Annotated in this window: 19 protein-coding genes and 1 tRNA gene; 5 read left to right on the top strand and 15 right to left on the bottom strand. The window is 57.0% G+C overall.

Annotated elements, in window-relative coordinates; genetic code table 11:
* The first annotated feature begins 114 nt into the window (after positions 1-114).
* From dnaG to DXX3274_RS03590, 3 genes are all read left to right on the top strand, one after another.
* Positions 115-1,869: a DNA primase gene (gene dnaG, locus DXX3274_RS03600; RefSeq protein WP_042858619.1), complete on the top strand. Its 1,755-nt coding sequence runs from the start codon at positions 115-117 to the stop codon at positions 1,867-1,869.
* Positions 1,870-2,025: 156 nt separating this feature from the next.
* Positions 2,026-3,861, top strand: a complete 1,836-nt coding sequence (gene rpoD, locus DXX3274_RS03595) for an RNA polymerase sigma factor RpoD (RefSeq protein ID WP_042858618.1) — start codon at positions 2,026-2,028, stop codon at positions 3,859-3,861.
* Positions 3,862-4,125: 264 nt separating this feature from the next.
* A tRNA-Ile gene (locus DXX3274_RS03590) sits at positions 4,126-4,201 on the top strand.
* 99 nt (positions 4,202-4,300) lie between these two features.
* Here the strand turns inward: DXX3274_RS03590 and DXX3274_RS03585 are convergent.
* Genes DXX3274_RS03585 through DXX3274_RS03570 form a run of 4 tightly spaced genes read right to left on the bottom strand, consistent with a single transcriptional unit; the run spans position 4,301 to position 7,441 of the window.
* On the bottom strand, positions 4,301-5,302 hold the full coding sequence (locus DXX3274_RS03585; RefSeq protein WP_042858617.1) for an NADP-dependent oxidoreductase: 1,002 nt from the start codon (positions 5,300-5,302) through the stop codon (positions 4,301-4,303).
* A gap of 29 nt (positions 5,303-5,331) precedes the next feature.
* A complete protein-coding gene (locus DXX3274_RS03580; protein WP_042858616.1) occupies positions 5,332-5,736 on the bottom strand; it encodes a hypothetical protein in 405 nt (134 codons plus the stop codon).
* A 16-nt stretch (positions 5,737-5,752) separates the two neighbouring features.
* A complete protein-coding gene (locus DXX3274_RS03575) occupies positions 5,753-6,565 on the bottom strand; it encodes an oxidoreductase (RefSeq protein ID WP_042858614.1) in 813 nt (270 codons plus the stop codon).
* 12 nt (positions 6,566-6,577) lie between these two features.
* Entirely contained in the window at positions 6,578-7,441 is an 864-nt protein-coding gene (locus tag DXX3274_RS03570) for an SDR family oxidoreductase (RefSeq protein WP_042858612.1), read from the bottom strand.
* A gap of 112 nt (positions 7,442-7,553) precedes the next feature.
* Between DXX3274_RS03570 and DXX3274_RS03565 the strand changes: the two genes are divergently transcribed.
* Both DXX3274_RS03565 and DXX3274_RS03560 read left to right on the top strand, forming a co-directional pair.
* Positions 7,554-8,603 carry an aldo/keto reductase gene (locus DXX3274_RS03565; RefSeq protein ID WP_042858611.1) on the top strand — a complete coding sequence of 350 codons (1,050 nt, stop codon included), beginning with the start codon at positions 7,554-7,556 and terminating at the stop codon, positions 8,601-8,603.
* Positions 8,604-8,695: 92 nt separating this feature from the next.
* The gene (locus DXX3274_RS03560; protein WP_042858610.1) at positions 8,696-9,277 is read left to right on the top strand and encodes a TetR/AcrR family transcriptional regulator; all 582 of its coding nucleotides are present in this window, start codon (positions 8,696-8,698) and stop codon (positions 9,275-9,277) included.
* Positions 9,278-9,306: 29 nt separating this feature from the next.
* Here the strand turns inward: DXX3274_RS03560 and DXX3274_RS03555 are convergent, their stop codons facing one another.
* From DXX3274_RS03555 to DXX3274_RS03505, 11 genes are all read right to left on the bottom strand, one after another.
* Positions 9,307-10,278, bottom strand: coding sequence for an FAD:protein FMN transferase (locus DXX3274_RS03555; protein WP_042858609.1), 972 nt, complete (start codon positions 10,276-10,278; stop codon positions 9,307-9,309).
* 119 nt (positions 10,279-10,397) lie between these two features.
* Complete coding sequence (locus tag DXX3274_RS03550; RefSeq protein WP_042858608.1) at positions 10,398-13,175, bottom strand: flavocytochrome c; 2,778 nt, start codon at positions 13,173-13,175, stop codon at positions 10,398-10,400.
* Between the two features lie 571 nt (positions 13,176-13,746).
* Positions 13,747-15,183 carry a coniferyl aldehyde dehydrogenase gene (locus DXX3274_RS03545; protein WP_042858606.1) on the bottom strand — a complete coding sequence of 479 codons (1,437 nt, stop codon included), beginning with the start codon at positions 15,181-15,183 and terminating at the stop codon, positions 13,747-13,749.
* A 160-nt stretch (positions 15,184-15,343) separates the two neighbouring features.
* Positions 15,344-16,393: an FAD:protein FMN transferase ApbE gene (gene apbE, locus DXX3274_RS03540; RefSeq protein WP_042858604.1), complete on the bottom strand. Its 1,050-nt coding sequence runs from the start codon at positions 16,391-16,393 to the stop codon at positions 15,344-15,346.
* Positions 16,394-16,627: 234 nt separating this feature from the next.
* A complete protein-coding gene (spy, locus tag DXX3274_RS03535; RefSeq protein WP_042858602.1) occupies positions 16,628-17,095 on the bottom strand; it encodes an ATP-independent periplasmic protein-refolding chaperone Spy in 468 nt (155 codons plus the stop codon).
* 283 nt (positions 17,096-17,378) lie between these two features.
* A complete protein-coding gene (gene uhpT / locus DXX3274_RS03530) occupies positions 17,379-18,770 on the bottom strand; it encodes a hexose-6-phosphate:phosphate antiporter (protein WP_042858600.1) in 1,392 nt (463 codons plus the stop codon).
* A 211-nt stretch (positions 18,771-18,981) separates the two neighbouring features.
* Positions 18,982-20,358, bottom strand: coding sequence for an MFS transporter (locus tag DXX3274_RS03525; protein WP_050569801.1), 1,377 nt, complete (start codon positions 20,356-20,358; stop codon positions 18,982-18,984).
* The gene (uhpB, locus tag DXX3274_RS03520; protein ID WP_038917785.1) at positions 20,358-21,869 is read right to left on the bottom strand and encodes a signal transduction histidine-protein kinase/phosphatase UhpB; all 1,512 of its coding nucleotides are present in this window, start codon (positions 21,867-21,869) and stop codon (positions 20,358-20,360) included. The genes DXX3274_RS03525 and uhpB overlap by 1 nt, the downstream gene beginning before the upstream one ends.
* On the bottom strand, positions 21,869-22,459 hold the full coding sequence (gene uhpA, locus DXX3274_RS03515) for a transcriptional regulator UhpA (RefSeq protein ID WP_042858598.1): 591 nt from the start codon (positions 22,457-22,459) through the stop codon (positions 21,869-21,871). Before uhpA ends, uhpB begins: the two co-directional genes overlap by 1 nt.
* A 145-nt stretch (positions 22,460-22,604) precedes the next feature.
* Positions 22,605-23,552: a pectate lyase gene (locus tag DXX3274_RS03510; RefSeq protein WP_042858597.1), complete on the bottom strand. Its 948-nt coding sequence runs from the start codon at positions 23,550-23,552 to the stop codon at positions 22,605-22,607.
* Positions 23,553-24,059: 507 nt separating this feature from the next.
* Complete coding sequence (locus DXX3274_RS03505) at positions 24,060-24,356, bottom strand: MbeD/MobD family mobilization/exclusion protein (RefSeq protein WP_038917780.1); 297 nt, start codon at positions 24,354-24,356, stop codon at positions 24,060-24,062.
* Positions 24,357-24,411: the final 55 nt, after the last annotated feature.

The following is a 24,411-nucleotide window of genomic DNA, read 5'->3' as shown; positions in this document are numbered from 1 at the left end:
TATCCTCCACCGCGTGATTAATCCGCAGACTTAGCAGTTGCATACGAAGGCCGTGCTTTCCGAAAGGAATGCGCGGCTTATTGTCGTTTATAAACGTATATAGATAAGGGGCTTATGGCTGGACGTATTCCCCGCGTATTTATTAATGACCTGCTGGCCCGCACCGACATCGTTGACCTGATCGATGCGCGCGTCAAACTGAAAAAGCAGGGCAAGAATTATCACGCGTGTTGCCCGTTCCACCACGAGAAAACCCCTTCGTTCACCGTTAACGGTGACAAGCAGTTCTACCATTGCTTCGGCTGCGGCGCCCACGGCAACGCGATTGATTTCCTGATGAATTATGATCGTCTGGAATTTGTTGAAAGCATTGAAGAACTGGCTGCAATGCACGGCCTGGAAGTACCTTACGAAGCAGGCACCGGTCCGACCCAGCTCGAACGCCACCAGCGGCAAAGTTTATACGAGCTGATGGAACAATTAAGCGCTTTTTACCAACATACCCTGAACCAACCTGCGGGTACGCCGGCCAGAGAGTATCTGTCCAGACGCGGCCTGAGTGATGAAGTGATCCGGCAATTCGCCATCGGATGTACGCCGCCAGGGTGGGACAATGCGTTAAAGCGTTTCGGCCGCAGCAGCGAAAACCGGACCACGTTGACCGACGCCGGCATGCTGGTGACCAACGATAATGGCCGTACTTACGACCGTTTCCGCGATCGGGTGATGTTCCCAATCCGCGACAAACGTGGACGCGTTATCGCTTTTGGCGGTCGGGTGATGGGCGATGGTATGCCCAAGTACCTGAACTCGCCGGAAACCGAGATTTTTCACAAAGGCCGCCAGTTGTACGGCTTGTACGAAGCGCAACAGAAAAATCCGGAATTGAAGCGGTTGTTGGTAGTCGAAGGTTATATGGATGTGGTCGCGCTGGCCCAGTTTGGCATCGATTACGCGGTGGCTTCGCTAGGAACATCAACGACGGCGGACCATATCCAGTTGTTGTTTCGCGCCACCGATCAGGTGGTGTGCTGTTACGATGGCGACCGCGCCGGACGCGACGCCGCCTGGCGCGCGCTGGAAACCGCGCTACCCTATCTGGATGACGGTCGGCAGTTGCGCTTTATGTTCCTGCCCGACGGCGAAGACCCGGATACGCTGGTGCGTCAGGAAGGCAAGGCTGCTTTCGAGCAACGTATCGAACAGGCGATGCCGCTGTCGGCGTTTTTGTTCGACTCGCTACTGCAGCAGGTAGACATGAGTACCCCGGACGGGCGCGCCAAGCTCAGTACGCTGGCCCTACCTCTAATTGGGCAGGTACCGGGCGAAACGTTGCGATTATACTTACGTCAACAACTTGGCAATAAACTGGGGCTGTTGGACGACAGCCAGCTGGATCGCCTGCTGCCGAAAGCGGCGGAGCAAACATCGTCCTACCAGCCTCCACGGCTAAAAGTCACAACTATGCGTATACTGATAGGACTTTTAGTACAAAATCCGAGGTTGTCCGCCGAAGTGCCGGAACTGGCGCTGGAAGGGGTGGAAGAGAACAAAGTTGCAGGGCTGGAGCTGTTTCTGGACCTGGTGAAAACCTGCAATGAAAGCCCAGGCATGAACATGGGACTGCTGCTGGAGAAATATCGCGAAAGTAAATATCGCAAGCAGCTTGAAACCTTGGCCGCCTGGGACCATATGATTGAAGAGGAAGAGCTCGAAGAAAAATTCAGGGTCAGCCTGGCCGAGCTCTACGACCAGTTGCTGCAGTTGCGGATGGACACGCTAATCGCCCGCGAGAGAACGCATGGGCTGAGCACGAACGAGCGCAAGGAACTGTGGTCGCTGCAACTGGCGCTAACACGAAAAAACTGATTTCCCGCGGCTTAATTGCCGATAAATAGTAGGGTCGAGCCCTACAGCGTGCCGCTACGGGGGCTGCGGCGATAAGAAAAATTCCCCTAATGTTATTGTTAGCGACTTACGCTGACCGACACCAACCCCAATATTCTGAAGTGTGGATACCGTCTTATGGAGCAAAACCCGCAGTCACAGCTCAAGCTACTTGTCACCCGTGGTAAGGAGCAAGGCTACCTGACCTATGCCGAGGTCAATGACCATCTGCCGGAAGATATCATCGACTCCGATCAGATCGAAGACATCATCCAGATGATTAACGACATGGGCATCCAGGTGATGGAAGAAGCGCCGGATGCCGATGATCTGATGCTGGCTGAGAATACCGCCGATGAAGACGCTGCCGAAGCAGCGGCGCAGGTATTGTCCAGCGTTGAATCTGAGATTGGCCGCACGACCGATCCGGTTCGCATGTACATGCGTGAGATGGGTACCGTCGAACTGCTGACCCGTGAAGGGGAAATCGATATCGCCAAGCGAATCGAAGACGGTATCAATCAGGTACAGTGCTCCGTAGCCGAGTATCCGGAAGCCATCACCTATCTGTTGGATCAATACGATCGCGTCGAAGCGGGAGAAAGTCGCCTGTCCGATCTGATCACCGGCTTTGTTGATCCGAACGCCGAAGAAGATCTGGCGCCGAATACCACGCCCGAGAACGCCGAACTGGCCGACGACGGCATGGATGATGATGACGACGAAAACGAAGAAGACGAAGACGACTCCGATGATGACAACAGCATCGACCCGGAGCTGGCGCGTCAGAAATTCACCGAGCTGCGCGATCAGTATGAAGCGACCCGCGTAAGCATCAAGGCGCATGGCCGTAGCCACCCGACCGCGATTGATGAAATCAACAAGCTGTCTGAAGTGTTCAAGCAGTTCCGTCTGGTGCCGAAGCAGTTTGACCTGCTGGTGAACAACATGCGCGCCATGATGGACCGCGTGCGCGCGCAGGAACGCCAGATCATGAAACTGTGCGTCGAGCTGTGCAAAATGCCGAAGAAAAACTTCGTAACGCTGTTCACCGGCAATGAAACCAACAGCAAGTGGTTCGACGCCGCGCTTTCCATGGGCAAACCCTGGTGCGAAAAACTGCGCGAAGTGGAAGACGACGTGCATCGCAGCCTGCAGAAACTGCAGCAGATCGAAGAAGAAACCGGCCTGACCATCGAGCAGGTGAAAGACATCAACCGTCGCATGTCGATTGGTGAAGCCAAGGCGCGCCGCGCCAAGAAAGAGATGGTGGAAGCGAACCTGCGTCTGGTTATCTCGATCGCCAAGAAATACACCAACCGCGGCCTGCAGTTCCTGGATCTGATTCAGGAAGGCAACATTGGCCTGATGAAAGCGGTAGACAAATTTGAATACCGCCGTGGCTACAAGTTCTCCACCTACGCCACCTGGTGGATCCGTCAGGCGATCACCCGTTCCATCGCGGATCAGGCGCGCACCATCCGTATTCCGGTGCACATGATTGAGACCATCAACAAACTCAATCGTATTTCCCGCCAGATGCTGCAGGAAATGGGCCGTGAGCCGACGCCGGAAGAACTGGCCGAGCGTATGCTGATGCCGGAAGACAAGATCCGCAAGGTATTGAAGATCGCCAAAGAGCCGATCTCCATGGAAACCCCGATCGGTGATGACGAAGATTCGCATCTGGGGGATTTCATCGAAGATACCACGCTGGAACTGCCGCTGGATTCCGCGACGTCGGAAAGCCTGCGTTCCGCCACCCACGACGTGCTGGCCGGTCTGACCGCGCGCGAAGCCAAAGTGCTGCGTATGCGTTTCGGTATCGACATGAATACCGACCATACGCTGGAAGAAGTCGGCAAACAGTTCGACGTAACCCGCGAGCGTATTCGTCAGATCGAAGCGAAAGCGCTGCGTAAACTGCGTCACCCGAGCCGCTCCGAAGTACTGCGTAGCTTCCTGGACGATTAATAAGATTCTTTATTGAATCGGTGCTATCAACCCCCGGTCCCGACCGGGGGTTTTTCTTTCTTACCTCTGTGGCTACTCATGGCGTAACGACTGACAACCACGTCTCCGGTCGCCTGCCTTTATTCACGATTACCGCTCCATCCCCACTGCAAATATAATGAATTCTTAATAATAACAATCTGCTAAGTGCTGGATACAAAACAACCATATGGCCGCCAGGCTATAGACCCCACTAGCCGGATTACCTATAATCAACATCCACTTGGCCCCTTAGCTCAGTGGTTAGAGCAGGCGACTCATAATCGCTTGGTCGTTGGTTCAAACCCAACAGGGGCCACCAGATTTCAGCAGAAAAATCATATAAAAAAGCCACCTTTCACAGGTGGCTTTTTACTAATGCTACTAAGCAGTAACGCATCCCTTCACCAACGGATAACCACTATCTCAATCTGACGACCACCTTACCTTTCGCCCGCCCGGTCTCAACGTAAGACAGCGCATCTGCCGTCGCCTCAAATGGAAAGACCCGATCCACCACCGGCCTGATGATGCCTGACTCAATGAGAGCGCTAATTCCATCAAGCTGCCCTCCACTGGCCCGCATAAAGACAAACGCGTAGCTTACGCCCTTCTGCCTGGCCTGCTTCCGGACGCGGTAGCTCAGGAGACGCATCACCTGTTTCAGTCCCCATGACAACCCCTGTTCCGTCGCAAACGCCGGTACGGGCGGGCCGGATATGGAGATGAGCTGCCCGCCGGGTCTCAACACCCGCAGCGATTTTTCCAGCACGTCATTGCCCAAACTGTTTAGCACCACATCGTAGCCACGCAGTACGGTTTCAAAATCCTGCTTCCTGTAATCAATAACCACATCCGCCCCCAGCGCTTTTACCCATTCGACGTTACTCGTGCCGGTGGTGGTGGCGACGAAAGCGCCGAGATGTTTGGCAAGCTGGATAGCGATGGCGCCCACGCCGCCGGAACCGGCATGAATCAGCACCTTCTGCCCTTTCTTCAACTTTGCGGTTTCAACCAACACCTGCCAGGCCGTCAGGCTGACCAGCGGAATAGAAGCCGCTTCTTCCATGCTGAGGTTGCCGGGTTTCAGCGCCAGCGAATCCTCTTTGACGGCGATGAATTCGGCAAAAGTGCCGATGCGTTCCTGGTCTGGCCGTGCGTAGACCTCATCGCCCGGTCTGAATCGCGTTACCTTCGGCCCGACGCGAACGACAACGCCTGCGACATCGTTTCCCAATACCAACGGCAAACGATACGGCAGAATCAGCCTGAATTCGCCGTTCCTGATTTTGGCATCAAGCAGATTGACGCCGGCGGCATGGACCTGAATCAGGACGTCATCGCCCCGTAGCTCCGGCTCAGGCATTTCGCCAATTCGTCCACCGCTTCTGCGGCCATAGCGATCGATAATGAACGCTTTCATAAGGTGTTGTTCTCCAGAGTGATTACCTATTAACGGCCTGCCCGCCTGCGGTTATCGGTACGAATGACGGAAAGAAAAGCCAGTGCGAGGACGACTTCTAACACGGCAGCCGGCAGAATCCCGCTATTGGCGTGTCCTGCAACAAACTCCCCCACCCCAAGCGTGGCAAGTATCATGCAAGTGACCACTACGCCCTTCATCAGGGATGAGCGGGCTGGCGATGGCGCTACATTTCTGGCCAGGAAGAACATGACGCCAACTCCGGCATACAGCGCCGCTGAACGACGACTGACCAGCCCCGCCGAACTACTGAAGTCAACGCCCCAACTGGCCAGCATCAGAGCCGGCACCGATATCCAGGCGACGGCGATTACGAAGAACAGCAGCGCCGACAAGATAGCCAGAGGCCGGAATCTGAGTGATAAGACGGTCATACGCTGAGTTCCTAAGCTACGCATCAAGCTGCAAACTCTTGCGGACACCCGAGTCCAGTAAACCCGGCGCAAATCGGCGCAGCAGTCTCAGGCGAGCCGCGGCCGTACCTGCCGTATAGCGAAGCTGCGGACGTTTTGCGCGGGCCGCTTTCAGTACAACCTCGGCTACCACCGCCGGATCATCCGCGCTAGCCATTGCCAGCTTCACCACCTTTTCCAGCGCCCGGCGTACCGGGGCGTATTCATCCAGCATCGCATCCGGCGGCACGTTGTTGGACTCGAACTGCGTTTTGGTATACGCAGGCTCAATGACCGAAACCCGGATACCGCGCGTGCGTAACTCGTGATCCAGCGCCTCCGAATAGCCTTCGACCGCATGCTTGCTGGCCGCGTAGAGCGCCACATAAGGCATCGGCACGACGCCGAGAATGGAACCGATGTTGATGATGCGGCCGCCGCCCTGTTGGCGCATGTGCGGCACCACGGCGCGGGTCATACGGACAACGCCCAGAAAATTGGTGTCGAAGACCGCTTGCGCCTGTTCGATTGAGCTTTCTTCCGCCCCGGCCGGGCTGAGTCCAAAACCCGCGTTGTTCACCAGCAGATCGATGCGTCCTTCCCGCCGTAGTAGTTCGCTCACGGCGGCGTCGACCGATTCATCAGACGTCACATCCAGCGCCAGCAGATCAAACCGCCGCTGCCCGGCCTGAGCACCTCGTCTGCTGGTGCCGTATACCTTATAGCCGGCCTGTACCAGCCGTTCCGCTGTAGCTTCACCGATTCCCGATGAGGCGCCGGTAACCAGCGCGATGGGTTTATTTGATGTCATAAAATACCTTGTCTATTGCTTCGTCATCAGGCTGTCTGTTGCCTGAGTAAATAAAACCGGCGCGCTACGGACGCAATTCTGTATCGGCGAGTGCATCAGTCGATAACGTGCGGCGGCATGCGCCTGTGAAAACCCCGGCAGCATGGCTTGCCGGGCGTGTTGATAAGCATCCCATTGCCCGGCTTCGTGGAGCGGCGGGATAGTTACCGGCTCGCGGCGATCAAAACCAACCAGCGCGGCATCCACCAGTTCCTCAACTTCCATCACGGCGGGAAGCGTATTGATGTCGGTGCCTGAACGTTCCCAAATCTCTGTGCGCGTCGCCGCCGGAAGCACCGCCTGAACGTAGATGCCCCTGGGAGCCAGTTCGAGGCTGAGTCCCTGAGAAAGAAACAGCACAAACGCCTTGGTCGCACCGTAAACGGTCAACCCGAACTCCGGCGCCAAACCGACTACAGAGCCAATATTGATGATGGCGCCCGCGCCTGCCGTCGCCAGACGCGGTGCAACCGCGCTGGCAAGCCGCACCAGCGCCATCGTGTTGAGCGCGACAAGCCGCTCGATATCGTCCGTCGCCTGTTCAAGGAAGCTCCCACCGATATTCATACCCGCGTTATTCACCAGGATCCCGATATGGCTGTCTTCGCGCAGTCGCGTCTCCACCGCAGCAAGCTCGTCAGGCTGGGTAAGATCGGCTGGCAGGACCTCAACCGTCACGCCGTAGTCCTGGCGCAGACGAACAGCCAGCGCGTCCATCCGTGCACGGTCACGAGCAACCAGCACCAGATCATGGCCGCGACGCGCAAAACGTTCGGCATAAACAGCGCCAATCCCCGATGACGCACCAGTAATGAGAACAGCAGGAATCGTATTCATTCGTTTGTCCTTTTGTCAGCGTGAAGAAAGTGGATCTCGTACTTGCTAAAATAGATGATGCGTGACATATATAATAAATGTCAATCGACATTTAAAAGAAAGGATCGACAGCATGCAATACACCACGTTTGGTCGAAACACCGGATTACGCGTCTCTGAACTGGCCCTCGGCACCGGCAATTTTGGTACCGGCTGGGGCTATGGTTCAGAGAAAGAAGAAGCGAAACAGGTATTTGAACGCTACGCTGACGCCGGCGGCAATTTCATCGACACGGCAGACGCCTATCAGTTCGGCCAGTCCGAGCAGCTAGTAGGAGAATTCATCGCTGCCGAACGCGATCACTTCGTGGTCGCTACCAAATATACCCTTGGCGCGGCGCCGACCCCGGATATCGCGCAGACCGGCAACAGCCGCCGCAATATGATTTCCTCGGTGGAGAACAGCCTGAAACGGTTGAAAACCGATCGCATTGATGTGCTGTGGGCGCACTTTGACGACCAGTTAACCCCGCTTGAAGAGATCGTGCGCACCTTTGACGATCTGATCCGTGCAGGAAAAATTCAGTATGCCGGGCTATCCAATTTCCCTGCCTGGCGCATCGCCAGAGCGGATACGATGGCGGAACTGCGCGGCTGGTCGCGTATCGCCGGGATACAGGTGGAATACAGCCTGGCGCAACGCACCGCCGAGCGGGAACTGCTGCCGATGGCGGAAGCGCTGGGGCTGGCGGCGACGCTCTGGTCCCCGCTGGGCGGCGGTCTGCTGACCGGAAAATACCGTCACGGCAATGAAGGTCGTCTGACGGGATTTGGCGGCCGGCTGGTGCATATCGAGCGGGATACCGCGCTGCTGGATGAAGTCATCGCCGTATCACAGGAGCAACAGCGGCAACCCCTGCACATTGCCATTGCCTGGCTGCGACAGAAAGCGGCCCATTCCAGCACCAGTCTGATCCCCATTCTGGGTTCCCGCACCCGGAATCAGTTGGACGATACCCTCGCGGCGCTGGAGGTGACGCTAAGCGATGAACAGATGGCGCGCCTTGAAATCGCCAGCGCCATCTCGCTCGGAACGCCGCACGATCAGATCGCCGGCAGTCTGCCCCGCGCTCAGGGCGGCGACAGCGCTCGCATCGCCAATCTACGACCGCCGCGCGCCTGAACCGGTTGACCGTTATTGATGAAGGGCATCATCTATTGAGTCTGGTATTTCCATGCCCTAAGATGATGCCCGTTCAATGAGAGGAGAAAGCAATGGCCCGTGTATCAAAACAGCAGATGGAGCGTAACCGCGAAGAAATTATTCAGGTTTCTTCACAGCTCTTTCGTGAACGTGGCCTGAATGGCGTCAGCGTGAATGATTTGATGGCGGCAGCCGGGTTAACCCACGGTGGTTTCTACGGGCACTTTGCCTCCAAGGATGAACTGGCCGCTATCGCCAGCCGCAAGGCTCTTGAAGATTCCAGCGCCCATTGGCAGGCGCTCAGCCAACAGCCGGAGCAACGCAACCTGCGTACACTGGTAGAAAACTACCTGTCTTCCGCCCACCGCGATGGCGTGAAGGACGGCTGCGCGATCTCCGCATTAGCCAGCGATGTGGCTCGGGAAAGCGAAGATAAGCCGGTACGTGAGGTGTATCTCAATGGCGTGAGAGCCATGCTGGGCAGGCTGGAGTCCCTTTCCGATACGGAAGACGACGAACAGCGCAGGCAACAGGCGCTGACGCAGGTGGTTTTGTTGGCCGGCGCGCTGATGTTGTCACGCGCGACCGCCGGGGACCCGTTGTCGGATGAATTTCTCGCCGCAGCCAAAAAAGCGCTGCTGGGCGCAGAGTAACACTTTTGCACTTTCGCATTCTCGCGCTATCACACCGCAGTCAGCGCGTACTCCGCATCCAACAGCGTAAAAGCATACTGCCGCTGCGAGGAGAGAATCACCCGCCGGTCTTTGGTCACGAAAATGGCTTCGATATGCGGTAGCCGGGACAGGTAAGCCATGCCTTTTTCCACGCCCAGGCCGTAAATCAGCGTGGTGTAGATGTCCCCGTCGATGGAGGCATCGGAAATGATGGTCACGCTGAGCAGTTCGTTATCCAGCGGATAACCGGTTTTCGGGTCGAGAATATGGTGATAAAGGCGGCCATCGCACTCGAAATAACGCTCGTAAATGCCGGACGTCACCACCGACTTGTTCGTCACGTGAACCACGCCGATCAGCTCGCCGTTGTCGCCGAACGGCTTTTGCAATCCTACCGACCAGCCCGCCTGACTGCCGCTCTGCGGTCTGCCAAGCGCCAGCACGTTGCCGCCCAGATTGATCAGCGCATGATAGACATGGTGCTGATACAGGAATTGCCTGACGACATCGGCAATATATCCTTTCGCGATTGCCCCCAGATCGATTTCCATCCCCGCCTTTTCCAGCCATACCGAGCAGTCCTGCGCATTGAGCACGACGTGGTGAGGGTCGGTCAGCGCCAGTAACGCCCGCAATTCGTCGGCGGGCGGCACGCTGTGGCCCTGAAAGCCGATTTTCCAGCATTTCACCACCGGCCCGATGGTGAAATTGAAGCAACTGCCGTCCAGCAGGCTGACTTCTCTGGCGCGCTTAATCAGATTGAACAGCGGCTGACTGACGGCGACCGGGTGTTTGCCTGCGGCACGGTTGATGCTCATGACGTCGGAATCAGCCCGGTTAACGGTCAACGCATCCTCAAGTTGTTTAATACGGCCAAACACCTGCGATGCCAGATGTTCATTCGGTTCGAACAATTTGAGCAGAATGGGCGAACCCATGAGTACGGTGGAATAGACGTAAACCCGATCGTCTGACGGCATGGCGGATAGTCCCGGAAGAAAAGCGAATAATGCCTGCATCAGCAACGCTCGCTGACGCAGGCCATTCTTGCTTACAACTACATCTACTTACAACTGCCTTTACTTATCACTGTCTTTACTTATAACTGCACGTAGGATGCCGCGTTACGGCCCGCCTGAATACCAAAAACGATGATATCGGCGACGGCGTTGCCGCCGATGCGATTACCGCCGTGGATGCCGCCTACTACTTCACCGGCGGCGAAGGCGCCCCGGATCACCCGTTTCTTGCTGTCCAGCACCGCGGTATCGGTGTTGATCACCACGCCGCCCATGGTGTGGTGCACGCCGGGCGCGATGCGGATAGCGTAGAACGGCCCCTGATTGATGGGGTGGCGCAACGCGGTTTTACGGCCGAAGTCGTCGTCATGCTGTTTTTCAACAAACAGGTTGTAGCGTTCCAGCGTCGCCAGCAGAGCGTGGAAGTCGATAGACAGCTTCTCCGCCAGCTCGCGCGGAGAAGCGGCGCTCACCACAAAACCACGGGACAGATATTCGTCCGCCGCTTTGTTCTTCGCCCTCACCTGCTCATCAAACAGGATATAGGCATACTTCTCCGGCAGGCCGATAATTGCCGCCGACACCTTGTCGCGGGTTTCCATCTCGTTAAAGAAGCGATGCCCCTGCTGGTTCACCAGAATCGCACCGCCGCCGCGGATGGATTCGGAGATCAGGTAAGACGTAGTCTGCTCGACCGTCGGGTGGATCTGAATTTCCCCCAGGTCGACGGTATCGGCGCCCACCTTCTCCAGAATCGCGATGCCGCTGCCGGTCGCGCCTTGGTGGTTGGTGGTGACGAAGCCGTCCAGATCCGGGCGATATTTCACCACCATCTCACGGTTGGCGCTGAACCCGCCGGTGGCGACCACCACGCCTTTGGTGGCGATGGTCAGCTGTTCATTGTCCTCGTTAAGCACCCGTACACCGGTAATCGCGCCGGCGTCATGGACGATATCGATAACCGACGTCTCCAGCATCACGTCGATATTGCGCTTGTTGATGTTTTTCACCAAACCGCTGATCAGAAAGCCGCCTACCGCCGAACCATCCGCCGGGCGATGGGTGCGATCCACGCTCATCCCGCCGGTAATGGTAATGTCGTTCAGTTCGATACCGCGCTCCGCCAGCCACTCGATCGCCATCGGCGCACCTTCCACGAATCGTTTCAGCAATGCGGGATTATTTTTTTGCTTACCGCCTTTCAGCGTCTCCTCGTAGAACCGCTCCTTGTCGTCTACGATACCTTTTATTTTCTGGAAACGGGTTCCTGCCGCGTTCATACCCACCGACGCCTTGATGGTGTTGCCGCCGATGCTGGACATCTTCTCGACAATCAGCACCTTGGCGCCGTCATCGCAAGCCTGAATCGCCGCCGCCAGACCGGCGCCGCCGCTGCCGATCACCACCACGTCATAACGCTGCATGTCCGCCGGGTCGCCGCCTTCCGCCATAATCGCCGCTTTACAGGACTTGGCCAGCGCCTTGGACACCGCTTTTTTCACCGCTTCGCTCTGGGTGGTGGCGCCGCTGACCGCATCCACGTGCGGGCTGTTGGCGTCAAGAATGCGGGAACGAATAACTTCAAAACTGCTGACGAAATCGGTATTCAGCTGCGAATTAGGCTCCAGCGTGACGTCGGCGATGCGATCCGTTTCCAGGCTGACGTTGATAACCAGCTCACCGGCGTCGTCCTGCACTTTCTCCTGAAACACGCCCGCCTTGAATTTTTTCGCCGACAGGCTCATGTCGCGGATCATCGCTTCCACCAGCGAGAAGCGCCACAGCGGTTCCGGAATGGTCAGGGCTTCACGTTGGGTGCTGTCGATAAACAGTTCGAGCTTCTGTTGATTGATGAGGCGATCGGTCCAGTCCGGATAGGCAATGCAGGCTTTCCCCACTGCCACCAGATCGTAACCGTGTTCCAGCGCCGCGTCGGCATCCGCTTTATTCACCACGCCGCCGACGCCGATCACCGGCACCTTAGCCAGCGTGTCGGAGCGCATGGCGACATATTTGCCAATCAGCGGGGTGGGATCGGTGGTGTCGACGATGGATGAGCGCAGGGTGTGCCCCATAGAAAAATGCAGGTAATCCAGCCCGCATGCCGCCAGTTTTTCCAGCAGGTACAGGGTGTCGTCAAACCGGATGCCCGGCTCTTCGATTTCCTCCGGCGAGAAGCGATAGCCGATGATGAAGGACGCATCCGCATACTGGCGCGCCATCTTGTGGGTAATCTCCAGCACGGCGAGTGGGAATCTGGCGCGGTTGTCGCGGCTGCCGCCCCATTCGTCGGTGCGCTGGTTGGAGTTCGGGGAGTAAAACTGTTGAATCAGGTAGGTATTGGCGCCGTGGATTTCCACGCCGTCGAAGCCGGCTTCAATGGCGCGGCGCACCCCTTCGCCAAATTTGGCGATCATGGCTTCCACGTCCTCGCCCGTCAGCGCGACCGGAACGGCCGCCCCTTCCCGCGGCGCAGCAACGGCGCTCGGCCCGACCGGCGACTGGCCGCCAATCAGTTTCGGCTCCACCATGCGCCCGCCGTGGTAGATCTGCAAAATGGCTTTCGAGCCTTTCTCCTTGATGGCCGCGGCGACTTTCGCCAGCCCGGCGATCTTGTCGTCGTTGTCGATGCCAATCGCGCCCGGAAACGCCAGCCCTTTATCGTCGATAAAGCAGCATTCCACAATCACCGCGCCGATGCTGCCGGCACGCACCTGATAGTACTCCACCAGCTCTTTGGTGACGGTGCCGTCATAAAAGCCGGTGCAGGTGGTCATGGGCGCCATCAGGAGACGATTTTTAAGCTCGACGCCATTTGGCAAGATAAACGGACTCAATACCTGGTCGTTAATGTTCATAGTCAGTGACTCCATAATTACAAATATTTCATAGGCTTTAAATTTGTTATCGGTTTATTGTTTTTTATTTTGCTTAGCGGGCCGATGTCATAACGTTAATATGATTGGCTTTTTAGTTTATAAATAATCAAATTAGTTAATTAACTAATATTCCACTATTATGTCATAGCGTTGTTTAAAGACTGCTTCATTCAAAAATAAATCTTTCACATTCAGTTAAAATAAAATAACGCTTTATTTACCTGGATAGGCTGCCCTCCGAATATACGCACTCTTTTTCAGGTTACCGCGTCGTGAACCCAGGCCAGAGCTGACCCAGATGGCTCTGCGCTACAAGGCTCATGCTCCATTGAGTGGTATCAGCCACCGCTGCTGGGGCAGTCGCTAATATGACCCGTCACACTGAATAAATAAAACACCGGTTCATTATTATTCGTTCCAGAATATCATTAATAATTAACCTTGTTTTTTGTAAGCTTATTTCATCTGACGACCCGGTTATTTATTACTACCCTGAGAGCGGGCCGATATAAAAAAGCCGCCTGATGGCGGCTCATATAAATGATTACGCTCAGGCGATCTCCCCGTCGATTAATTGTGCCACCCACCGGCGGGACGCGTCATCAAACGGCGCACGCATCAACAGATTCGATTCTCCCCCGGCGCTCTGATAAAACACCGGCCGCGCGTGTGAGAACCGTTTGAAACCGATATCGCCGTGATAAGCCCCCATCCCCGACGCGCCAACGCCGCCGAACGGGATGTCATGCACCAGCACATGGCTCATCACGTCATTGATCACCAGCGCGCCGGATAGCGTGCGGTGTCGGATCTGCGCAATCTCTTGCGGGCTCTCGCCGAAATAGTAAGCGGCCAGCGGACGATCCATCCCGTTGATGATCGTCAGGCACTGCTCGATATGGTCGTAGGCGATCACCGGCAATAACGGTCCGAAGATCTCCTCCTGCATAATGCGGGCGGTGAGCGGCGGGTTGATTACCAGCGTCGGCGCCATACGCCGACGCGGCAAATCGTCCGCCTCCGCCGTAACGCGCACCAGCGTCGCCCCCTGCGTACGCGCGTCATCCAGCAGCGCTTCCAGCCGTGCGGTCTGGCGGGCATTAACCACGGAGGTGTATTCGCGGTTTTCGATAAACGTCCCGTAGGTCTGGCGCAGAAACACGCAGGCCTGTTCGACCAACGCCGGCAGATCATCCCGGTGCACCAGCACATAGTCGGGCGCAATACAGATTTGCCCGGCATTAAACGTTTTGACGGTCATGATACGCTGCGCCGCCAGCACGATATCGCTGCCGCGCGACACGATGACCGGCGATTTGCCGCCCAGTTCCAGCGTCACCGGGGTGAGGTTTTCCGCCGCGGCCTTCATCACCTGCCTGCCGGTAGCGGTGCTGCCGGTAAACACCAGATGGTCGAACGGCAGCGACGAGAACTGCATTGACGCGTCAACTCCGCCCTGCAACGTCGAGATTTCGTCTTCGGCGAACCGTTCCGCAATCAACCGACACAGCAGCCGGCTGCCGTTTTCAGCCAGTTCGGAGGGCTTAATCATGGCCCGGTTGCCGGCGGCGATCACCCCGGCCAGCGGGCCAAACGTGAGCACCAGCGGGAAATTCCACGGACTCATGACGCCAATCACCCCCAGCGGTTTGTACTCCACCACCACCCGGGTGCCGGGAAACGGCGAGGTTCTCTGCTCTTCCTCCGCCCATTGCTCCAGATGGCGCGCCGCGTGGCGCAGCGCATCAATCGAGCCGAGAATATCGGAAATCAGCGTGTTGCCGGGAGCGCGGTAGCCGAAATCCTGGCTGTAGGCGTCGCACAGTTCATCCTGATGCGCTTTCAGCAATTCAATACAGCGATTCAGAATGGAAATACGCTCGGGGATTGTCAGCGGACGGTCGATGGCGGCCGCTTGCATACGAGAAAGGTGCTGTGAAATAACATCAGCCGAAACAGGCTGATTATTAAGAATAAAATGGCTCATGACTACTCACTTAACACGCATAGGAAATAGCGCCTTCTGAAAAGAAGGATGCGGAGATAGGAATTTGATAAGTAAGTAGCCGGGGCGAATTGTACGTTCGCGGCGCCGGATTATCCAGCAATAACCGAGCCTGAGGAGAGGCATCAGGCTCGTTGTCTGATTACGGCGTCGGCAACAGAAACGCTTTGAACTGCGGCGTCATCACTGCCTCAAACCCTTTATCGGTTTTGGTGATCAAATAGACCGCCAGTCCTTGCTGTTCCGCCAGTTTCAACGCCTTTTCGGTGCCCAGCACCATCAGCCCGGTATCCCAGCCATCCGCCTCCAGCGCGGTTCTGGCAATCACGGTGGCGGAAACTAGCTGATGCGTAATCGGCCGCCCGGTGGCCGGGTCGATGACATGGGAATAGCGTTTGCCGTCCTGCTCAAAATAGTTGCGATAGCTGCCGGAAGTGCTGATGCCGTAGCCCTGCAGGTCTACCGCCGCCTGAATGGCATTCTCCTTGTCGGTGGGTTTCTGAATGGCGACCCGCCAGGGCTGCCCCTGACCGTTGACGCCGCGGCTGGAAATCGCGCCGCCCACCGACACCAGATAGTTAGTGATGCCTTTGCGGGTCATCAGTTGCGCCAGCAGGTCCGCACCGTAACCCTCACCCATAGTAGACAGATCCACATACAGGCCCGGCAGATCTTTCTGCAACCATTCGCCCTGATGATTGCTGATCAGGCGAAGGTGGTTCAGCCCCACTTTACGCCGCGCATCATCAATCTGCTGCTGGCTGGGAATCGCCACCGGCTGCTTCTGCGGCCCGAATCCCCACAGGTTGACCAGCGGCCCCACCGTGATATCCATCGCCCCGTCCGTCGCCCGGCCGATGCGCTGCGCAGCCAGAATGATATCCGCCATGCCATTGCTGATAGGCTGCGGGTCAGTGCCGGTGTCGCGGTTAAAACGGGACAACACCGAGTCGTTACGGTAAGTCGAAATCTCGTTGTTGGCCTGTTCCAGCAAGGCGTCGATTTCCTGCTGCAACTGTTGCCGGTCTTCCGGCAGTTCTCCGCTGATCTTCACGCTATAGAAGGTACCCATGGTTTTACCTTCAAACGTGGTAAACGGACGTGAGCTGTCCGCGGGCGCCCCCGGTTTGCAGGCGCTCAGCACGCTGAGCACACCCAGGAAAAGGATGGATTTTAAGGCGGAAAACGCCATGAGCCGCACTCCCTGAATCACAATGACGCGCTATTGATAGAGCAAGATCGGGCGATTGAAAAGTGCTGATGGGGAAAAACCTGTCTGAACGCAAGAGATCGGCCAAAAGCGGTGTGCCGGTCGGCCTGGCTGGCGCAAGAAAACCGCGCAGAACGAATGATGAGTCTCGCCGCTAGCGGCGATAAAAGACGGAACGCGCCAGCAGGCGCATTCCGGTTATATCAGGCTCGGCAGTTATTGCGGCGCTTTTGCCGGCACCGGTTCTTTCAGGTGTTTGGCAAAGTTGTCGTTGAACTGTTTTTTCTGTTCCGGCGTCAGCACGTTGTACATCTTGTTCTGAATTTCCAGACGCTTCAGCATATGGGCTTTACTGGTTTCAGCCATTTTGTTGGCCACCGCTTCGGCTTTGGCTTGATCAAAGCTGTCGGCGGCAATCAGGCTGTGCCATTCGGTGCGTTCTGCAGCCGAAGGCCGTTCGCGGTCCTGTTTGGCGTTCTCCATGATGTCGCGCATTTTCTGGCGCTGCTCATCGGTCAGGTTCAACCCTTTGAACATCATATTCTGTTCCATGCCGCGCTCGCCGTCATGATGCTTCATCATACGCGCGCCCTGATCCGGCGGGGTATTATCCTGAGCGTAGGCGAACCCAGCGCTACCCAGCGCCAGCGCAGAGGCAATCACAATCGCAGTTAACTTAGACATAAGACCTTCCTTCACGTTACGGTTTTAATTATTAACGCACCGGAATGCGTCAACCTTTGCGATGCAGTATAGGCCGGGGAATTTCAGTTAACCGGGGGCTAGGGTAAAGCTTTGCAAGGGAGACATTCACAATTACGCCAATTGTGGAGAAAGCGGAAATATTCCGTAAGGGACCGTGCAGAAGAAAAGAGCGACGGCGCTGGCACGCCGGTTAGAGCCGCCGACAGGCAGCCGCGCCGTTGCTCGTCATCCGCCGTCGGCAATGCACCGGCGGCGGATGTCATCAGGCGGTTTTCGCCTGACGCAGGCGTTTTTCGCGGCGGATTTTGCGCTCTTCCATCACCGCCACCATCGCCATCAGGCAGATACAGCCGATCGCGGCGGCGTCCAGCGCGGCAAAGGTGCCCGCCCAGCCGGTCAACCCGAAAATCGGGGTGCCGTCGGCGATCATGCCCAGCCCCAGCTTGGCGAAGCTGTCGCCGATCAGATAGGCGAAGGTGCCTTTGATGCCGTCCGCGGCGCTGATGGCTTTCTTCGGCACAAAACCGACGGCGGCCACGCCAATCAGCAACTGCGGGCCGAACACTAAAAAGCCCAGCGCAAACAGCGACGACAGATAAACGTACTGGTTGCCGGCATGCTGATAGACGCCAAGCGTCACGATGATCAACGCCAGCGCGACGCAGGCCACCAGCCCGCGGCGACCGTTGGCGAGATCCGACAGCCAGCCCCACAGCAGCGTGCCCACCAGCGCGCCGGCCTCAAACAGGGTAAAGCCCTGAATCGCCACCGCTTTCGGCAGTTTCAGTTCCTGATAGGCGTAAACCGTGGACCACTGGTCGATGCCGATGCGCACCACATACAGAAAGATGTTGGAGAAGCACAGCAGCCAGATCACTTTGTTTTTCAACACATACTCGACGAAGATCTGCCATTTGGTCATGGCACCGTCTTCCGTCTCCTTGTCTTCTTCGGAGATGGCCTCGTCAAACAGCTCTTCGGCTTTCCCCAACCCGTAGGCTTCCGGGGAGTCGCTGCCGAAACGCAGGCCGATAAAGCCGACAATCAGCGCGATGATCGACGGGAAGATAAACATCCCGACCACATGGCCGTCGAACAGGTAGTTGGCGCCGAACAGCGCTACGCCCGCCGCGCCTGCGCCGCCGAGGTTATGGGAAATGTTCCACAGCCCCAGATAGGTGCCGCGTTTGCGGCGCGGCGTCCACTTGGTGATGGTCGAGTAGCTGCACGACCCGCCGGTGCTCTGAAAAAAGCCGCTCAGCGCATAACACGCGATCATCAAAAACAGGCTTACGGAACCCACCCCCATGCTGGCGCTGAAACCGAGCATGCAAATGGCGGAAAGGATCAGCATAAACGGCAGGAACTGCTTGGTGTTTTTGCCGTCCGCATAATAGGACACCAGCGTTTTCCCGACGCCGTAGGTGATCGAAAAGCCGAGGCCGATCATGCCAAGCTGCGTCATGCTCAACCCGTAGGTGCTGATCATGTCGTTCTGAGCGATGTTGAAGTTCTTACGGATCAAATACATGGTCAGGTAGCCGATGAACACGACCAGATAAGACTGCATGAACGGCTTGAACCACATTTTACGCCGCACATCGAGCGGCAGATCCAGCGTCGGTTTACGCACCTGGGTTAAAAAGTTGAGCATGATATTTCCTCTTACAGAACGAAACGGCCTGCGGCCTTATCTCGCCCGCATGGGCTTTGTTTTAGGTGATTGGTTTTAGGTGATTTGTTTTAGATGATTTGCTTTGAGTGAATTGTAAAAAAGCCCGCGAATGCGGGCCTGAGGGAACGTCCTGCTTCAACTAGGAAATTTTCCCGGTTTTCGCCGATTCAGCGCAAAAGGGTGAAGCGAATCACGCTATGTCAGCCGCGGCGCGCGGCGATGAGGCGCGCAGGAAAGGCAACAGCAGCAGCGCCGAAATGCCGGCCGCCACGGCAATCACCGCGAAAAAGCCGCTCCAGTGCCACACATCCATGATGCGCGCCAGCGGCCAGCCGGACAGCGACGCGCCAAGATAGGCGAACAGCCCCACAAATCCAGTGGCGGCGCCGGCGGCGTCTTTGTGGGAACATTCGGCGGCCGCCATGCCAATCAGCATCTGCGGGCCGAAGACGAAGAAACCGGTGGTGAAGAAGCAGGCGGCCTGCATCACATAGCTGGCGAACGGCATCAACCACAGCGAACCGACGGACAGCAAAATGCCGGCGGCGAAGATCAGGTTCATCGGGCCGCGGTTGCCGTTAAACAGCTTGTCCGATCCCCAGCCGGCCACCAGCGCGCCGATAAACCCGCCCAGTTCGAACATGGTCACCGCCGAGTTGGCGGTCACCAGATCGACCCCCAGCGTTTCCGACATGTAGAGATTGCCCCAGTCGTTAATGGCGGCGCGCACTACGTACACCAGCACATAACAACAGGCCAGCAGCCAGATATACGGGTTGGTGAACACGTATTTATGCAGGATTTCCCGACGCGACAGCCCGGCGCCCTCCTGCTGCTGGGCGATCTCCAGCGCATCCTGACGCCACTCGCCCACGCTCGGCAGGCCGAGGGTCTGCGGCTTGTCGCGCAGCCGCCAGCATAAAAACAGCCCGGCGACGATCGCCAGCGAACCGGCAATCATCATCCCGGCGCGCCAGCCGTAATGCAGCGCCGCCGCTCCCACCACCATCGGGATCAGCGCGCCGCCCACGTTATGCGCGGTATTCCACAGCGCCCACCAGCCGCCGCGCTCGGTGCGCGAATACCAGCTGGTGAGCAGCCTGGCGCACACCGGCGCGCCCCAGCCCTGAAAAAAGGCGTTCGCCATCCACAACGCGGCGAAGGCCCACAGCGACGAGGAAAAGCCAAACAGAATATTCACCACGCCGGTCGCCAGCAGGCCGATCCCCATAAAGTAGCGGGCGTTGGAACGGTCGCTCACGATGCCGGAGAGGAATTTCGACGCCCCGTAGGTCACGTAAAACAGCGTCGCCAGCATCCCGATATCGGTACGCGCCATCAGCCCGCTGGCGAGGATTTCCGGCACCGCGGCGTTAAAACTTTTACGGGTGAAGTAAAACAGCGCATAGCCCAGATATAGCGTCATCAGGATATGCCGACGCCAGTAACGGTAGGCTTCGTCAATGGCCTGACGGTCGGCCAGCGGCGGCGCGCCGGCGGGAATTTTAAGGAAACGAGTGTTCAGGAAACGCGTATTCAGGAAACGAATGTTCAGGAAGCCGGACATCAAGACTCCTCGCTGGCTGGCAGCGGCAGGATGACGGTTAAACGGGTGCCATGAGTACAGGAAAGCTGCAAGGTGCCGCCCAACGCCGTAACGCGCTCGCGCATCCCGAGCAGGCCAAAGCCTTCCGCGCCGGAACCCGGCGGCAGCCCGCCGCCGTCGTCCTCGATCACCAGCGTCAGCCGCTCGCCCTGCTGCCAGACCTGCAACGTCACCGCGCTGGCGTTGGCGTGTTTCACAATATTGTTCAGCCCTTCCTGACAAACGCGAAACAGCGTTACCCGCAGCCCTTCGCCGAGCGACGCTTCGTCAATGTGCCAGGCGAGATGGCTGACGATGCCATTCGCTTCCAGCTCCATCTCGCGCATCAGAGAGCGCACCGCCTGCTCCAGGGTGAGATCGTCCAATTGGCGCGGGCGCAGGCGGCCCATCAACCGGCGCACCGAATCATACACCCCGAGCGATAACTGCTCGATAAGCGCGCCGCTCTGCCGCACGTTGCGGTTCTCCGGCGCCAGCCGTTGCAGAATGCCCGCCTGCGTGCGAATCGCGGTGATGGTCTGGCCGATGTCGTCATGCAGCTCCCGCGCGACGTCGCGCCGCACGTATTCTTCCGTCGCCAGCAAGCGTTCCGCCAGACGGCGATTGCGCGCCAGCTGATTTTGCAGCGACAGGTTAAGCTCGCGCAGGCGCTGGATGCCCGCGCCGAGCAGCAGCCCGGTCAGGCTCTGAGCCAGCAGCGACAGCAGCAAATCCACCGGATGTTCATGCCAGGTCTGGCTGGCGATGAGCGCAATGGCGTTCATCAGCGTGGCGATCAGCGCGCCTTGCCAGCCATAGTGCCAGGCGAGCGCAATGATCGGCAACGCCAGACAGAACGGGGTAAAACGCGACAGTTCCGCCGGCAGCCCCAGTTGCAGCCACAGGCTCACGACAAACAGCAGCAGATACCAGAGCAGATGGCGCCCGCGCCAGTTCACCGGCTGGGAAACCAGCGACGGCCCAAGCGGCAGCCAGGTAGAACTGGACAGGTAGTGCCAGATAAGCAAACAGGTGGGCGAAAGCGTCAGTCCGCCGGTCAGGGTCAGCAGCAACACCGTGAGCGCATCCTCGCCGCGGCCGAGCCACGGCAGGGATTGCAGCAGCGCCGCCGCAATCAGCGCGCCGCCCTGCCACAGCAGCGTGTGCCAGTCATCCTGACGTGCCCGCCGCGATGCCAGCATCACCGGCAGCAGCGCCAGTACGCTGCCCGTCAGCAGCAGCGGCAAATGCGCCAGCGCTACTTCCTTCGCCAGCCAGACCAAAAGCAACCACTCGCTGCCCAGCAGCACCGGCCAGAAACGGCGCGGCGATTGCAGCATCAGCCCCAGCCGCAGGCCGAAAGGAAACAGCAGCGCGGCCAAATCCGGGCGCGTCACCAGATGCAGGCTGATGCTCCACAGGCAAAACCACGCGGCGGAGAAGATAAAACAGCTGGCGAAGGCGGCGATAAGCCAGGTAGCAATCGGGCGCATCACCAACCATCAAACATGCGGCGGGCCAACTCCACGTCGTTGCTGACGCCCAGTTTTTCCATCAGGTTGGCCCGGTGAACGTGCACCGTTTTCGGCGACAACCCCAGTTCGGCGGCAATGGTTTTCACCGCCATCCCCTGCGCCAGCTTTTCCGCCACCTGACGCTCACGACGCGTCAACGGATCTCGTCGGTTCGACGCCAGTTTCAGGGCGATGTCCGGCGTCAGGTAACAGCCGCCGCCCGCGACGGTGCGCACCGCCGCGATCAGTTCATCCGGGCTACAGCGTTTAGAGAGAAAACCGCGTGCCCCGGCGTTCAGCGCCTGTTCGATCAACGCCGGGCTGTCGTGCACCGATAGCATAATCACCGCCATGCCTTTCGGCAGTTGGCTGAGCAGTTCAAGCCCGGAGAGCTCCGGCATCGAAATATCGCAAATACAAACCTGCGCGCCCCGCCCCGGCAACCCGGCGAGCGCCTCGCACCCGGAGCCGAATTCCCCCACCACCTGCATATCGGGCTCAAGCCCCAGCAGTTGGGCAAAACCGGAACGGACAATAAGGTGATCGTCGATGAGCGCGAGGGTAATCATGGTTGAACCTGGGTGACCGAGAGGCGCTTACCTTAGCGTTAAGGCCAGGCGTGTTCAAGGGTTGAGCAATCAGGTGTTGCGCTACCCGGCATTGCGCTATCAGGTAATGAGTAAAAACGGGCTGTCGCCAGCCCGTTTGGATTGCTTATCCACCGAAAGTCAGGCTGCTGCTTTGTACCCCGGCGTATTTCTGGGTAAAGGTTTTGGCTTCAGAAACCGTATTCAGCTTGTAGCTGTAATTGGAAGACGGCGTCCACTTGCTGGCCGACGAGGTCTGGTTGGTAATGGACGGCGTGCTGCCGGTATCGGTAAATGTCCCGGTCCCTTTGTCGTCCAGCATCCCTTTGTTACTGCTGGTGGTGGTGCCGAAATAGTTATATTCGGACACAATCTTGGCATTCTGCGCCAGCGTGAACCCCAGTTGGTATTTGTCGATGAAGTTGTTATAGGCGTGGTAATAGCCATAACGCATCAGCCCCGGCGCACGCACGTAGATATTGCTGAAATAGCAGTGGCAAATAGTCAGGTGCGGATAACCATCGTAGGTGGAACCATTGCTGCTGCCGTCCTGCGGATAACCGAAGATCAATCCGTACTCATGGTTTTTGAACAGGCAATTGCTGATGGTGATGTAATCGGCTTTTTCTCCGATATAAATCAGTTTATCCAGTCCGCCGTCGGTCAGCGTATAATCGTGGCCGGGGAAAGTGAGATGATCCAGCCAGTATTTATTGCCGTGCGTGAGGTAAATTTGAATATCATCATTACCGTTGATGGTGCTGGTGTGCTTAAACGTCAGGTTTTGAAAAATAATATTCTTCGAACTCGACGTACTGCGAAAATGAATATTAGTCAGCGTATTACTGCTGTAAGAACCAATAATCGATTTATTCGCACCCAGCGTTACCTTGGTTAATGAACTGGCGCTGATATTGGCGTTAATCACCAGAATTTTCGCATCCGTTCCCGCCACATGGGTTTTCAGGTCGCTCAGGCTGGTAATCGAAACCACGGTACCGCCTGTGCCGCCGGTGGTGCTGCCCGATTTTGCAAAACCGACCATACCGGATGTGCCTGTAGTTGGATAGGCCATAATAATGCTCCTGTAGAAATATCCCTGCCATACTTCAAGTTGCAGGTGCATTGGCTGCGTTACTCAGCCTATTTCATAGGCCTCGCCCCTTCGGGGCCGCTGCCAGCAGCGTTCAAATCGGCTTACGCCAATTTGTCACTCACTCCAGTCATTTACTTATGTAAGCGCCTGGAGATTCGCGCGGTTGCCGCCTTGCTGTAACTCGAATTATTTAGGGTATAGATGAATGAATAAAAAGAGAGGAATTCTCTTTTTTTCTCGCCTGATACTTCAGACATATTCACCCTACAATAGGAATTTATGGCTCTCATTATTTTGGTATTGGCCCATCATCCACACAACGGACAATATAATTTCTTTAAACAAAGCAAACAGAAAAAAGACGAATGAAAAGGAAGATAATTAAATTATAAATAAAATATCAATGCCGACAGGGAAAATAAAAAACAAATATAATTAACCCAAATGATAATACCGAAAATAAAACAGTTCGGCCCTGACCGTTCGTCAGGGCAGAGAACGATAAAACGCAGCGGCTTCGTTGGCTAACGCATCAAGGTGGGCGCGGATCAGGTTGATTTTTTGCAACAACGGATTGCGCTCGGGGGATTCATCCATCATGTTGACCCGGGTAACCAGCTCATTGATTCTTGCGCACAAATCCGCTTCGCGCTGGCGAGCCTGCGCCAGTTGCAAATGGAGATGCTGATAATCGCGCTGCCAGATCTGTTGCTGTCGGCTGACGCTGGCCTCCAGCGCCTGCAGCGCGCTGTCCAATCGCGCTTCCAACTCTTCGATACACATAGGGGTTCCTTCGCTAACGTAACCTGCGGATTATAATGACAGTCCCGCGCGACAA

The sequence above is a fragment of the Dickeya sp. NCPPB 3274 genome (genome assembly GCF_000406205.1).
Taxonomy (GTDB): Bacteria; Pseudomonadota; Gammaproteobacteria; order Enterobacterales; family Enterobacteriaceae; genus Dickeya; species Dickeya fangzhongdai.
The sequence above is the reverse complement of the archived record's forward strand: the minus strand, read 5'-3'. Positions and strand labels throughout refer to the sequence as shown.